General features: G+C 45.1%; 13 protein-coding genes and 1 tRNA gene. 12 read left to right on the top strand and 2 right to left on the bottom strand.

Annotation, left to right across the window (positions count from 1 at the left end; translation table 11 throughout):
* Positions 1–209: 209 nt before the first annotated feature.
* From groES to JWH17_RS24685, 4 genes are all read left to right on the top strand, one after another.
* Positions 210–500: a co-chaperone GroES gene (gene groES, locus JWH17_RS17575; protein WP_205223967.1), complete on the top strand. Its 291-nt coding sequence runs from the start codon at positions 210–212 to the stop codon at positions 498–500.
* Between the two features lie 41 nt (positions 501–541).
* A complete protein-coding gene (groL, locus tag JWH17_RS17570; RefSeq protein WP_205223966.1) occupies positions 542–2,191 on the top strand; it encodes a chaperonin GroEL in 1,650 nt (549 codons plus the stop codon).
* A gap of 195 nt (positions 2,192–2,386) precedes the next feature.
* A tRNA-Met gene (locus JWH17_RS17565) sits at positions 2,387–2,463 on the top strand.
* Between the two features lie 309 nt (positions 2,464–2,772).
* Positions 2,773–2,910, top strand: a complete 138-nt coding sequence (locus tag JWH17_RS24685) for a PEP-CTERM sorting domain-containing protein (RefSeq protein WP_205223989.1) — start codon at positions 2,773–2,775, stop codon at positions 2,908–2,910.
* A gap of 132 nt (positions 2,911–3,042) precedes the next feature.
* Here JWH17_RS24685 and JWH17_RS17555 read toward each other — a convergent pair whose 3' ends face one another.
* Complete coding sequence (locus JWH17_RS17555) at positions 3,043–3,303, bottom strand: hypothetical protein (protein ID WP_205223965.1); 261 nt, start codon at positions 3,301–3,303, stop codon at positions 3,043–3,045.
* A gap of 441 nt (positions 3,304–3,744) precedes the next feature.
* Between JWH17_RS17555 and JWH17_RS17550 the strand changes: the two genes are divergently transcribed.
* The 3 genes from JWH17_RS17550 (at position 3,745) to JWH17_RS17540 (ending at position 7,219) form a co-directional block, all read left to right on the top strand.
* Positions 3,745–4,410, top strand: a complete 666-nt coding sequence (locus tag JWH17_RS17550; RefSeq protein WP_205223964.1) for a 7-cyano-7-deazaguanine/7-aminomethyl-7-deazaguanine transporter — start codon at positions 3,745–3,747, stop codon at positions 4,408–4,410.
* 606 nt (positions 4,411–5,016) lie between these two features.
* Positions 5,017–5,604 carry a TetR/AcrR family transcriptional regulator gene (locus JWH17_RS17545; RefSeq protein ID WP_205223963.1) on the top strand — a complete coding sequence of 196 codons (588 nt, stop codon included), beginning with the start codon at positions 5,017–5,019 and terminating at the stop codon, positions 5,602–5,604.
* 229 nt (positions 5,605–5,833) lie between these two features.
* Positions 5,834–7,219: an MATE family efflux transporter gene (locus JWH17_RS17540; RefSeq protein WP_205223962.1), complete on the top strand. Its 1,386-nt coding sequence runs from the start codon at positions 5,834–5,836 to the stop codon at positions 7,217–7,219.
* Positions 7,220–7,325: 106 nt separating this feature from the next.
* On the opposite strand, the gene JWH17_RS17535 is transcribed toward JWH17_RS17540, so the two are convergent.
* Entirely contained in the window at positions 7,326–8,738 is a 1,413-nt protein-coding gene (locus JWH17_RS17535; protein ID WP_205223961.1) for a sigma-54 interaction domain-containing protein, read from the bottom strand.
* A gap of 467 nt (positions 8,739–9,205) precedes the next feature.
* On the opposite strand from JWH17_RS17535, the gene JWH17_RS17530 reads away from it, so the two are divergent.
* From JWH17_RS17530 to JWH17_RS17510, 5 genes are all read left to right on the top strand, one after another.
* Complete coding sequence (locus JWH17_RS17530; protein ID WP_205223960.1) at positions 9,206–9,364, top strand: hypothetical protein; 159 nt, start codon at positions 9,206–9,208, stop codon at positions 9,362–9,364.
* Between the two features lie 216 nt (positions 9,365–9,580).
* Positions 9,581–10,021, top strand: a complete 441-nt coding sequence (gene speD, locus JWH17_RS17525) for an S-adenosylmethionine decarboxylase (RefSeq protein ID WP_232371163.1) — start codon at positions 9,581–9,583, stop codon at positions 10,019–10,021.
* Between the two features lies 1 nt (position 10,022).
* Positions 10,023–10,994 (top strand): GNAT family N-acetyltransferase, encoded by a 972-nt coding sequence (locus tag JWH17_RS17520; protein WP_205223959.1) that lies wholly within the window; start codon positions 10,023–10,025, stop codon positions 10,992–10,994.
* Positions 10,984–12,348 (top strand): ATP-grasp domain-containing protein, encoded by a 1,365-nt coding sequence (locus JWH17_RS17515; protein ID WP_205223958.1) that lies wholly within the window; start codon positions 10,984–10,986, stop codon positions 12,346–12,348. Before JWH17_RS17520 ends, JWH17_RS17515 begins: the two co-directional genes overlap by 11 nt.
* Positions 12,335–13,651, top strand: coding sequence for a diaminopimelate decarboxylase family protein (locus tag JWH17_RS17510; RefSeq protein ID WP_205223957.1), 1,317 nt, complete (start codon positions 12,335–12,337; stop codon positions 13,649–13,651). Before JWH17_RS17515 ends, JWH17_RS17510 begins: the two co-directional genes overlap by 14 nt.
* Positions 13,652–14,427: the final 776 nt, after the last annotated feature.

Genomic DNA, 14,427 nt, shown 5'->3' with positions numbered 1-14,427 from the left:
CCATAATTTCAACATGTTGGGCGGATATTTTTTTCCGCCCTTATCCCCTTGATTTTTCAAAAACCATCACTAATGTATGGCGCAGTTTGAAATCAGGAGCTGCGTTTTAGTCCTATACACATAACAGCGCAAGATGTGTCGTTAGGTATGGCGCATTTTTAAGCTTTCATTTTACAATACAAAATAACTCAGTAACAGGAGGAGTATTAATGAAAATTCGTCCATTGAATGATCGTATTCTGGTCAAAAGACTGGAAGAAGAAGAGAAAACCGCTGGTGGAATCATCATTCCAGACTCTGCTAAAGAAAAGCCTGCTGAAGGTGAAATCGTAGCTGTCGGTCCAGGTAAACTCAGTGACGCTGGTGAGCGTGTTGCCATGGATGTTGCTGTTGGCGATCGTGTGCTCTTTTCCAAATACGGCGGCACCGATGTCAAGCTTGATGGTGAAGACTTCCTGATCATGCGCGAAGATGACATTCTTGGCGTAGTAGAAGCCTAAACAACTCACAGTTATTATTGTAACCCTAGGAGATATATAAGATGTCCGCAAAAGAATTAAAATATGGTGCTAAAGCTCGCGAAAAGATGCTTGCCGGCGTTAACACCCTTGCAGATGCAGTAAAAGTTACCCTTGGTCCTAAAGGCAGAAATGTTCTGATCGAGAAATCATTTGGCGCTCCTGTTATCACCAAAGACGGTGTTACAGTTGCCAAAGAAATCGAAGTTGCAGACAAATTTGAGAACATGGGCGCACAGATGGTTAAGGAAGTTGCTTCCAAGACCTCTGATGTAGCTGGTGACGGTACCACCACTGCCACCGTTCTTGCTCAGGCCATTTACAAAGAAGGTGCTAAGCTGGTAGCTGCCGGATCCAATCCGATGGAAATCAAGCGTGGTATTGATGCCAGCGTTGAAGCTGTTGTTGCAGAACTCCGCTCCATCGCCAACCCAACCAAAGAGCAAAAAGAAATCGCTCAAGTTGGAACCATTTCCGCTAACAACGACAACACCATCGGCAACATCATTGCTGAAGCAATGGACAAAGTCGGCAAAGAAGGCGTTATCACTGTTGAAGAAGCAAAGTCCATGGAAACCTCTTTGGACGTTGTTGAAGGTATGCAGTTTGATCGCGGTTACCTTTCTCCTTACTTTGTTACCGATCCAGAGCGAATGGAAGTCAACATGGAAGATCCTCTTATTCTCATCAACGAGAAAAAGATCTCTAACATGAAAGACCTTCTGCCTATCCTGGAATCTGTAGCGAAAATGGGCAAGCCACTGTTTATTATCGCTGAAGATGTAGATGGTGAAGCACTGGCGACTTTGGTTGTCAACAAACTGCGCGGCACCCTGAACATCGCTGCTGTGAAAGCTCCTGGTTTTGGTGATCGTCGTAAGGCAATGCTAGAAGATATCGCCATCCTCACCGGCGGTCAGGTCATCACAGAAGACCTTGGCATCAAGCTTGAAAACATCACTGTAAACGATCTTGGTACTGCCAAGCGCATTGTTGTCGACAAAGACAACACCACCATCGTTGACGGTGCCGGCGACAAAGAGCAGCTTGCTGCACGTGTAAAGCAGATTCGCACCCAGGCAGAAGACTCAACTTCTGACTACGACCGTGAAAAGCTGCAGGAACGCCTTGCAAAACTTATCGGCGGTGTTGCAGTAATCAACGTTGGTGCTGCTACAGAAGTCGAAATGAAAGAGAAAAAAGCCCGCGTTGAAGATGCACTCAACGCTACCCGCGCTGCCGTAGAGGAAGGAGTTGTTCCTGGTGGTGGCGTAGCTTACCTCCGCTGTCTCAAAGTGCTTGATAAGCTTGAACTGCCGGGTGAGCAAAGCCTGGGTAAAAACATCATTCGCCGTGCCCTGGAAGAGCCTGTACGCCAGATCGCTGCCAATGCCGGCCGCGAAGAGTCTGTGATTGTTGAGCACGTGAAAAACCTCGAAGGTGCTAACGGATTCAACGCTGCCAGCGAAGAGTACGAAGACCTGATTGCAGCAGGTGTAATTGACCCTGCCAAGGTAACCCGTTCTGCACTGCAGAACGCTGCTTCTGTGTCCGGTCTGCTTCTCACCACCGAATGCATGATTGCTGAAGAACCTTCCGACGATGCCGGCGCCATGGGTGGAATGCCTCCTGGTGGCATGGGCGGCATGGGTGGCATGGGCGGCATGATGTAAGCCCTTCCCCGCAAGGTTTTTAGAAGTACCAAAGCGTTTTATTCTTCAGTCTTGTACGGAGAATAAAACGCTTTTATTTGTAGCAAAGACTGAAAAGAACAAAAAATGATCTTTTCCTGTTCTTTCTTATTGACAAATGAAGAGAAATTTTGAATATTGTCCCGGTCCAAAGCGACCGTTCACATAGAACACTTTGGCGATGTAGCTCAGCTGGTTAGAGCGCACGGCTCATATCCGTGGTGTCCGGGGTTCAAGTCCCTGCATCGCCACCATTTACATATAAGGCTGCAATCTTCTTCGGATTGCAGCCTTTTTTTATTTTCCATTATTTATTGTGATCACTCACAATGAAATGCTTCATGGGCTCTGGGAGATGCTACAGAGAGGTAGTCGCTATGCCCATGTCCACCTTGACGCGTTGGGTATTAGCCCGAATTCCTCATGAACTTTTTGATTTTAAACTCAACTAATTGATATTATTACTTAATGAATAACTGCACGATTAACAGTCAGTTTTTCGTTTTCAATCAAAAAGTTCCCCCTTCGGGTTAGTAACCAAAAACAGTAATTTCAGATTAAAAATTTGCACTGCTTTCAGCAAGGCTTGTAAAACTGCATATATCGACAATGTTGTAGTCTCCGGCACCCCTGTACCGGAACCAAGAACTCTGCTCCTTTTCGGTGCCGGCGTTGCGGCTGTAAGCAGAAAACGAGACTAAACGCTTTGTGAGGCTATCTTGAATAATTTCCTCTTGCATACAAACCTTTTCCCAAAGAAACAGCTTGTATGTTTGCAAGTGGCCCGTCAGCTTTGATCTCATTTTCTGTATACGTGCGATGGAAGTCCGTCACTACATAGTGGCCCCCACATTTTCGCCGATTTCCATTTTCTCGATATTTCCTCCAAATCGCCGAACTAACCTCTCTGCAGCATAATACTGACAATAGCCCTGGGACAGACCGAGATAGCCTTGCAGGGCCTCTTTATATGCTTTTACGAGCTCAGGATTGTCCATGGCAAGATTTCCAACCTGCACCTTACCAAACCCATCAAGATTAAGAGTGACAATGGCGCACCCTGGGCTAAGTTGCCTGTTAACGACATATTTCATGGCTCAATGTACCTCCCCGGCTAACCGGCAAGCGGTAAACATCCAAAAAAAACTATATATTTCAGCGAGATAAAACCAAGCAAGACAAAGTGCAAACAAAAAGAACAGGGCACGACATGCAGTTTATGTACTATGCGCCACAGCGTGACACACAGCTTTGAAGATTACGTCTCTCAGCATTACACCTGCTCCTCGGTACAAAGCGCAAAGAGCAAAGAGCAAAGAGCAAAAAATAAGCCGCTTGCATACCTTCCGCCACCTCTTTCCAAATCGATCTTGAAAATATAATGCACAGCGCCTACCGGCATAACTAATTTTACGATTTCCGCTTGCCTTCATTAAAAAATCGGGTATAAATCATTTTCGCTACAATGCACGCTGATACATCAGCTTTTATACTCACCTCGGGTTCCCTCACCCCGACAACCAAAAAGGAAGAACATGCTCACCCTCACCCAATCGCAGATACAACGTGCCGTCTTTATCCTGGCCACCTTTCATATCCTCATCATTGCGGCAAGTAACTATCTGGTTCAGCTGCCGATACAGGTTTTCGGCTTCCATACCACCTGGGGCACATTCAGCTTCCCTTTTGTCTACTTGGCCACTGATCTTACGGTCCGTATTTTTGGAGCTGCCGAGGCGCGAAAGATTATTTTCCGTGCCATGCTCCCGGCACTCATCCTTTCCTACCTCATTTCCGTGCTTTTTTTTGAGGCGGTCTTTCAGGGCGTTGCAAATCTGTACACGCTCAACACCTTTGTCCTCCGCATAGCCTTTGCCAGTTTTGCCGCCTACACCCTTGGCCAATTGGCGGACGTCAAAATTTTCTCTCGCCTCAGGCAACATGTGCAATGGTGGCTCGCACCCGGTGCCTCAACCATTTTCGGTAACCTGCTCGATACACTCATTTTTTACTCATTTGCTTTTTGGGCAAGTTCCGACCCGTTCATGGCAACCCACTGGATAGAGATTGGAACCGGTGATTACTGCTTCAAACTCATTGTCAGCATGGTATTGCTCCTGCCGCTGTACGGCATATTTCTCAAATATCTTACCGAACGTATCCTGACGACTCAACCGGAGCGCCAACTCACCACCCCATAGTTCTACACTATATTGAGCAGTACAACCGGGCCCCCGGCTGTATTGCTCAACAGTTACCTTTTACTTAACCTTGAGCCTGGCCAGGAGTAGTTGTTACCAATCCAGATATTCGCTGATTGAATTTTCAGCCTCCTTGACTGCGTCATATGCATAAAAGTAGATATCTTCATATTTCACCGCTTTTCAGAGGCGCTCAATACGCACGATATACGTCAAGCACCTACCTACTACCTCCCATACTGAGCCTGCCACTTTAGCCCGAATTTCTTCTGAACATTGTGTCAATTTGTTCAATTGTATATAATTTCATTATGTTAAACGAAGCTAAATGGAGGTACAAATTTCCACAATGTTCGCCTACGGACAGACCATCCGGGATCGTTTTCTTCACTTTTTTCCATTGCCGCCTTCAGCAACCTTGTTGAACAATCCTGTTTAAACCTCTCTGCTTTACCATTTACTTTTGATAAGGATACTTCGTTAAAAAACAATGTATTGATTTTTTCAGTCTCTAATGATACTCTGGTGTCTCACTTGAGCTAATACTGTCTGTTTTCTAACGACTGCTTAAGTAAAACATTGAGATGAGATGAGATGAGATGAGATATGGAACTGTTCGATCAGGCAAGTGTCAACAAGAGCAATAGTCGGCAAACACGGACAAGAGAGAAGGTCCTGAATCTAGCAATGCATGTTCTTGCCAAAAATCCTAAAGCCTCCTTGAGCGAGATTGCAGAGGTGGCGGAAGTCGGCAGGGCTACTATTTTTCGCTATTTCAAGTCGAGAAAACAGCTTGTCAGCGAGCTTATAGTGGAGGCTGACACTAAACTTGAAACTGCAATAAAGCCGATTATCGAGAAAAACCTCAATGCCGGAGATACTCTTGAAGAATTCATAAAAGTTCTCGTTCCCCTTGGCGCCAGTTTTCATTTTTTAAATTCCAACCAGATATACGCGGAAGATTCAGGTATTGATGATTTATATAAAAATCAATTAATGCGATTACGGGAACTTTCTAAAAGATTACGGGCTGAAAACGTTGTCTCTTCCGAAATCCCTCTCGCTTGGGTCGCTGCGGTTTTAGATAACCTGATATACACAGCGTGGGAAACCGTTCTGAAGGGTGACATTGCGCCAAACGATGCTCCAGCACTTGTACTTACTTCGTTCCTGAACGGCTTTTCCCCGCGTTAGCTTTTCCGGCAAAACAGTTCTGGCGATTTCCTGTATTTTCTGCAGGGAACCCATTTCACAATTCTGTGGTGAGACCCAAGTGTCCACCATACGGCCTCCTGCTTTAACTTTTTCAGCAGTATCTGAACACACCCGCAAGACCACTCATTCAGAATAGGCGCAAAAAAGACAAATAAGCGCCGGATGTATTTCGAGTACGCTTTATCAAGTCAAATTTTTCAGGTGACCAATGAATACTGATATTAACCCCGTAACCGGAAAAATATTTCCTGTTTTTTTCTTTTATACTGTCCCTTCTGTCATTGGCTTGCTAGCGATGTCCTGCGCGGTTGTTGTAGATGGATTTTTTTTGGGAAACTATGCAGGTATGACCTCCCTCACTTCCGTAAATCTTACCATACCGGCGAGTGGCCTCTTGTTTGGCCTGGCGCTCATGTTCTCTGTAGGTGGGGCCATCCGCTGCGGAAAATTTATTGGGTCAGGGAACCTCAAGGCAGCCAACAGCAGTTTTTCACAGTCTATTGTTTTTATTTCTCTTCTCTCACTGGTCCTGACCATACTTGGGAAGGTTTTTATGGATCAGCTTGTTTTCCTCCTCACCACGGATAGTGCACTGGCACCTGTAGTGGCGGAGTATCTGGAAATACTTCTCTGTTTCACCGTTTTTCAGCTGGGAGCTCTCTGTCTGTCGTATTTTCTCCGTGTTGCCGGCCAGCCGCTCTGGGCTTCTGCAACAATGATCATTGGATGTTTTATTAATGTTTTTCTAGACTGGCTGTTTATTGCTCAGTTTCACATGGGACATCAGGGCGCGGCTTTAGGTACCGGTCTCTCTGCAGCTGTTACATTTTTTCTTTTATGCGCTCCTTTTTTCACAAACCGAACCAGGCTTAAGTTTTGCTGGCGTACAAAAGATATTTCGGAGGTAATAAAAGGTGCCATGGCTGGGCTGCCGGAGTTTGTTGATGAGTTTTCTTTTGGAATATTTGTGTTCGTTTTTAACTGGATCATTATGAGAAAATTAGGAGCAAGTGGTGTCGCTGCTTTTTCAATCATAAATTATATGGTCATTACAGTACTGGTCATCAGTTATGGCATTAGTGATTCAATGCACCCGATTATTAGTCAGAATCGTGGAGCTTTGAAGCATAAACGCATCAAGAGCTTTATTATCATTTCGATGCTATCAGTTTTTGCTCTCGGTGTTGCTATAAGTAGCCTGCTGGTTACCAGCCCCCAGGCGGTTTCCGGACTATTCATCCCGTCTGGAGAAAGAGAAACGGTACAGTTGACGAATCATTTTATCTCAAAAATATGGCCTGTTTTTATTGTTAATGGAATAAATATCGTGCTCGCGGCTTATTTAACTGCAATGAACAGATGCGTTGATTCCACCTTGATAATTTTGTCGAGGAATATCTTCCTTCCTGTTTTTTTTCTATTTATTATTCACATATTAATAGGTGGGGATGGTATTCTCATCGTTCTGCCTCTGTCCGAACTGTGCACCTTTTTTCTTTCTATTTTTCTGCTGTACAAAAACAGACCTGAAAAATTAATCAGTAATGCTTTGATGCCGATCGTTGCTCCGGCGAGGATGTATTCGGTGAAGTAGCTGGTAATCGGCCGGAAAAGTATGTTTGTTAAACTTTTTTGAACAAACGCTTTAAAGTCGTCACTCTTCAGCAGCATGATGGGGCATCGGTTGTACGGCTGAAGAGTTACTTAAAATCTTCCTTGCGTATACCAAGATGTTTCATCTTGCCATACAGGCCCCTTGAGTGGATGCCTGCAATCTTGGCGGCTTCTCCTACCCTTCCGCAAGTCTTGGTAAGCACCATCCTCAGGTAAGCTCCTTCCACCTGTTCCATGACAATTTTCTGAACTTCCGGGAGCGTTTTCCCTTCCCAAAAAGCGACATTCTCAATAACTGGAGCCATGAAAGGACTGATCTGCCTACTCGTTGTATTAAAAACGCTTGGCAGGTCATCCAGTGTTATTTGCTCTGTTTTACAGAGCAGGATAGCTCGTTCAATAACATTCATCAGCTCTCTCACATTACCCGGCCACTCATAGTTGCTGAGCGCGGTCATGGCAGGTTTTGAGATGTGGTTGATGTTCTTGGCAATTTTAAATTTATATAAGGAAAGAAAACGTCGAGACAGGGATGGAACATCCTCTCTTCGTTCACGCAGTGGTGGTATCATTAAGGACATCACATTGAGCCGAAAGTAGAGATCCTTGCGAAAATTCCCCAATTCGACCTCTTTCTGCAGATCCCGATTTGTGGCGGCAATCACTCGGACATCAACCCATATCTGTTTTTCTCCCCCTAATGGTCTCACTTCGAAATCCTGCAAAACTCGCAATAGTTTGGTTTGTAAATGCAGGGGCATTTCACCTATTTCATCTAAAAATATCGTACCACCGTGGGCGAGCTCAAAAGCCCCTCGGCGTGCCCGTGTGGCGCCGGTAAAAGCTCCACTGGTATGACCAAAAAGTTCGCTTTCAAGCAGCTGTTCCGGTAATGCGGCAGTGTTCAGCGCAATAAATGGCCCAGAAGACCTGGGACTTTCAGCGTGTATGGCTTTTGCGAGATGTTCCTTGCCCACCCCTGTCTCTCCAAGCAGTAAAATTATAGAATCACTGGGTGCCACCAGCTGGACTTCATTGATAAAGAGTTGCATCGTCTCGCTATTTGAGATGAAGTCGTTCAGTTTTGGCTGGGGACCTTTTTTTCGAGCAAGATGGTTGAATTCCACAAGTTGAAGGCGAGATTCAAGGGTAGCCTGGACAGTGTCAATAAGGTTGTTCAAAGAAACTCTTGAATACAAAACGACATCAGCACCGGCGGCCATCAGCCTAGCGTGTTTCTCCGACGAGTCAACATCATGAACAACCACGGTTGTCGGCGCTTCCGGAAGGTTGTTGAGTTGGTTGATGCTTGAATCAACAGGACGCGGAATAAAGGATTCGCTGATAACAATGATATCGCCACAACTCTGCACAGCATTATGCCATGGATTCTTCTGTTGTCCATGGCACTCCACTTGAATGTCGGACGGCGCAAAATTTTGTTCAATACTCGCTTCCAGCTCCTTGTTTTCCAACGCCAAAATAAGCCGTGTCAGCATGTGGTTCCTTCGCTCAAATATTTTTTTGACTAAAAAGGTAAAAAATTACTGAATTAACGACTGATTCTACCTGGAAACATACAAATCAGCAATGAATTACTTGTTTACTTGAACACCTAGGTTCTACGGGAAAAAATAAGGCCCGAGCTTATGTCTAAATGAAAAATTCGCAAATAAATACCTGTAAAAAAGAGACATATTTTTTGAATAACGAATTTCCATCAAAAAGAGCTGCACCAGGCGAAAAAAAAATCAGTAACATTTTACTCTTTTATTGTTTTCGTAATTTTCAGGCAGGCGGCTTCTTTTTTGCTTAAGATATTGTTTTTGTGATAAAAAAAGCCTACTCATGCTTCTTTTCGCTGTTTGGCATCTATTTTGCCTTTAGTGCGGTGTCGTAACTCGTTTGGATTGAACATTTATAGTGAATTTAGCAGATCATGCCTACTCGGCAGCAGGGTGTCTAAATGAAAAAAAGAGAATGTAAGAGATCGGAAAATGATTGGCGGGATACCTATAAATCTCTCGCCATGGAAGACACGTTCTACTCCCAGGCAGAAAAAGATAGACTTTACTTGAAAAAGTCTAAGCGCCACCGACCGGTTCATAAAAAGTGGGAAGACTAGGAGTCTTGTCGGATAGAACACTTTTTTTATCAAATCAAGGCATTGTTGGAAAATGAAGCACAGCCATACACTTCACATTGGAATCTGCGCTCACCTGTAAGCGTTATTTTTTATAACAATAACAATAATTTGAAAAAAGTTTAGTCCCATAGACTCCGAGAAAAACCTTCCCAGGTTTAAACAATGAAAAAAATTATAACTCAACAGGAGACAACAATGCAGACTGTAACGCTTCACACCCCGGAACCGCTGCCGGTCAGAACAGGTTATGAAGGAATTCATGCTATGAACGAGGCCATCGAACGTAACGCCTGGGGGATAGCTTCATCTGTAGATATATATAACTGTGATCCTTCCACAATTCGCGACGCCGATGCTATACGCCGTTTTGTCGTTGAATTGTGTGATCTGATTGAAATGAAACGGTTTGGAGAGACCCAGGTGGTACATTTTGGAGAAGACGAACGAGTGGCTGGTTACTCGATGGTTCAGCTTATTGAGACATCATTGATTTCCGGACATTTCGCCAACCAGACCAACGCCGTCTATCTTGACGTGTTCAGTTGTAAGCCGTATTTGCCCGAAACGGTACAGCAATTTGCCCAGGAATATTTTGAGGGAAGTCACAGTAATCTTAATGTCAGTTTGAGGTACTGATATGTTGAAGATCAGCTCGTGTGAAGATTTCGACGAATGCGCACGAATTTGGACCAAGACCTGGCCGAAACTCTGCATTTTTGATCTGTGGGAAGTCCGGGCAAGCTTTGCTGCATGTTTTAATAACAAACCTTACTTTGTTGTTGCTGAAGAATTCGGTGAAGTGAAAGGGATGCTGGCTCTTAGTTGGATTGAAGAAAGCGGAAGTTACGGACATTTCCCCGGTGAGATCTGGCAGGGAAAGACCTGGCTGGAACAAAATAAAATGCCGGCTGCATCCAGGCAGGTGCTTGATGCCATGCTCGAAAGTATACCAGGTCCACTTCATTTGCGTTATCTCACACCTGACTGCATGCCGGAGGGAAGCTTTCCCTTGGCGGTGGATGAGGTTGGTTATCTCTTTTTTCCGGGCGGTTATGACTATTCTTTTGATAAGTATATGCTCGAATTTTCCGGTAAATCGAGAAAAAATCTAGGCAGGGAGATCGCTCGTCTGCAAAGTGGTGGTGTCGCATATCGTTATGATCATTGTGCCGACATTGATTGGATGTTTCAACGGAACCTGGAATCTTTTGGTGAGTTGTCCTATTTCAATGACCCTGGATTCCTTGCCTCCTATGAAAAACTTGTCGCATGGCTCTTTGATAATAATCTTTTACGGACTACCACGGTCTTACTTGGCGGGGAGATTGCGGCGGTAGATATCGGCACGATCTGGAATAGAGGATATACAATTTTGGCAGGTGGCACCAATGCAGAGTTCCAGGGGGTGGCTAAAATGATCAATATGCACCATCTGGAATGGGCATGCCGGAAGCGGATGCAGGTTGTTGATTTTCTTTGTGGAGATTTTGGCTGGAAGAGGCGCTTTCACCTTTCGAGCCGCCCCCTTTATGAAATTTATCGGAAGTCTGGGTCTATACTCTCTTCAGAAGCTGAATGCAGGATGGCCCAAGTGACTCATGAGCATTAATTCCACTCCATGTACACTGGATTTTCCTTCATCCACCAAAAATCTTTTTTTACAGAGGGAGCATCGGCGACTTCAGTGTGAGACTGGTGGATCTAAGGTATTGGTGGTCGGTACAACCTCTGATTATGTTGATTTGCTCCGAAAGTCGAATCCAGGTCGTGTTCTTTACCTGACCGATCAATCGGAAAGAGACAAGGCCGGTGAATCCAGGCCATTGGAGTATGAGGAGATAGTCTGCGACCTTGAAGAGGATGTAGCGCTTATTTTGCAGAAAATACGTGTACATCTAGATCGTTGGGACATTTCGCTGGAGGGTGTTGTCAGTTTTGATTGCGAGTCTATGGAGCTCGCCGCTCTACTGGCAAGGGAGTTATCCTTATCCTATCCTCCTCCTGACAGTATCCGTCTCTGCCGGGACAAGTTCGTCACAAAAACTATCTGGCAGGCGAAAGGGATCCCTTGTCCTCACCATAAACTTGCCCTGTCAGCCGAAGACGTTATGGACTTTTGGCAGGAAGTCGGTGGTCCTGTTGTGGTAAAACCGTTAAGCGGGAGCGGGAGTGAACTGGTTTTCCTTTGTTCGAGCCGCAAAGAGTGTGAAAGGGCAACGCATATGATACTGGATGGCCTCGCGGAGAGAAAAGAAATGCCGCTTTACAGTCATGCAACTACCAGTTTTGTAGCTGAAGAGTTTGTTGCCGGTAATGAGTTTAGCTGTGATTTTACCATCAAGAGGGGGCGAATAGAAATTTTGCGGCTCACCAGGAAATTGAAGTACACTGAAAAACCTTTTGGAACAATCAACGGCTACATCATAACAGACTGGCAGCGAGCCGGCATTAATCAGGAACAGCTGTCCCTCATTTTCAAACTGGGTGCCGAAGCACTGGGACTTTCCGATGTCATCTGTATGGTGGATTTCATTGTTGACCACGATAAAATTTTATTGCTGGAAATGACACCTCGACCTGGTGGAGACTGCATCCCCTTTCTTCTTCATAAAGCAGCTGGGTTTGATGTATTAAGTTATTTCGTTGAGTTTGCCGGAAATCGGACGGCAGCATCTCCTGTTACCTGTGTATCAGGTAAAGAGCTAGTTGCATTACGGCTTCATGCAGAAAGGAGCGGAGAGGTTGCGAAAATAAAGACTGATCGCCTCTCTCTGGATCCTCGCACACGTGAAATAAACCTGGTCGGAGAGGCTGGTCATCGGATTACCATGCCACCTTCTGATTATGATTCCTGGTACCTCGGCTACATCCTCTTTCAACCCGCTCCGGGGCTACCTGTTGAGCAGCAGTGCCGTGAACTGAGGTGCCTACTTGAAGTGGAGATGTACAATGCCGACAATTGATTCGCAACAAGGATATAGTCCGGAAAGAGTAGAGGCTCTTTTGCATGAACAGACCCCACTTCTGTCAGATTCGGTTCTCCGAGGTTTTGTTGAACCTTTTTTTTTGCGTCGGGATGAATTTCTTGCACCTTTTGAAAAGCAGGAGACGCCACTCTATCTTTTTGAGCCAGAGGTACTGCGCCGGCGTTCAGAGCGATTTCAGGTAGCATTTCAGAAACATTTTAAAAATACCGTTTTTTATTATGCGGTCAAAAGTAACAACTATCCTGAGGTTGCCCGAGTGCTTACCACAACAGGATTTGGGCTTGATGTGTCGAGCGGTCTTGAACTGAAAATGGCACTTGGGCTGGATACGCAAAGTATCATTTTCAGTGGGCCCGGAAAAACCAGAGCAGAACTGGAAATGGCTGTTACCGCCTCTGAACGAGTCACGGTGCTCATTGACAGCTTCCATGAGTTGCAAATCCTTGGAGAGATAGCCTGTTCCCGGCAGCAAGATATACGGGTCGGAGTGAGACTTACCACCAGGGTTGATGGGCTATGGCGTAAATTCGGCATTCCTCCGGAAACATTGGCTCGCTTTATGAAAGAGGTCAAGTGCTTTCCATATATACATTTCCAAGGACTTCAGTTCCATACAAGTTGGAACCTTAATGCCCAGGCGCAGCTCGATTTTATCCTCCTTCTGAAAAAAGTTTTAGCGCAATTCACAGATGAAGATCTTCGCCGAATAACATTTATTGACGTCGGCGGCGGATATTGGCCTGAACAGGGGGAATGGCTTCAGCCTGCAGCAACAAAGGCAGGATTGCTCAGAAAGGCGATGGAATTAAGCCCGGAAAATGACAATAACCACTACTTTCAAAGCGCCTGTTCAATAGAGGATTTTGCAGGGCACTTGGGTTGGGCCATAAAAAACCATATCTTTCCACTTATACCTGACTGCCGCATCTGTTTTGAACCAGGTCGCTGGCTTTGTAACGATGCCATGCATCTCCTGATGACTGTGATTGATAAAAAAAGTGACAATGTAGTGATTACCGATGCGGGAACCAATGCGGTTGGCTGGGAGCGTTTTGAGACGGACTACTTCCCGGTTCTCAATCTCAGCAGACCTGCGTTGTCGGAAAAACCCTGCAATGTTTTAGGTTCTCTCTGCACGCCCCATGATGCCTGGGGATACTCATACTGGGGTGAAGGAATCGAGATCGGAGATATCCTGTTGATACCGACCCAGGGGGCTTATACTTATAGCCTCATGCAAAATTTCATCAAACCATTACCGGAGGTTGTTGTTGTTTAGCCGGCAGCTATTTCGAACGTCCGCCGTTTCTTTATCAACTATTACCATTGAATGGGCTGGAGCTCTTTAATCTGTTCTGAATGACTTTTGTGATCAAAGAATCGAGTAGCGGTTTAACTTGGTGACCTGCTGCTTGACCTTGTCAAATAAACCTCCTCACGCCTCAGCAAAATTATTTTTTGGTGGGGCTTCCCCATACTTTTTTGCTTAAAATACGTATAACTTTTACGGACTCCGCAAAGAGGTTTACGATGGGTTAAAAGAACTCTCCATCGACTCGCCACCTCCAGCAACAATACTCCTTTTTTCCTTCCTCTTTACCTCCCCTTGACGGTGTGTTAATTGTAAGTGGTCACGTTTGCTTGTTTTAGCCTGATACCTAAATCTTGCATGTCCGATTTTACCGAATCTGCCTTGTTTGCGCACACTTGAAGTACTACATTACGTCTACGTGTACGCAGCCTCGCACCTTCGGCAAACTTGGCAATTGCAGGATTCAGGTGATATATTATCACTTTTACGAGACCCTTTTTTCATGTGCCGTGGAGAGAAAAGTGCAACGCAGTACAACTCAACTCATTACAAACATCGCCGACACCGCAGCTTCAAAAAAGGGAAATTTTCTCTATCGAACAGGAGCATCCCCGTTCGACGAAAAAAAACAACACAACCTTCTGTTTTAACGATACTATCCGTGAACGACCAAATGAGCACGACAAGTACATTTCGCCGTAATTCCACTTGATATATCCAAAGACAAATATCCCATAGAGACA

This window comes from Desulfogranum marinum (assembly GCF_016918565.1).
In the GTDB taxonomy this organism is placed as follows: domain Bacteria; phylum Desulfobacterota; class Desulfobulbia; order Desulfobulbales; family Desulfobulbaceae; genus Desulfogranum; species Desulfogranum marinum.
Note: the sequence above shows the minus strand (reverse complement) of the source record. Positions and strands in the feature narration are given on the sequence as shown.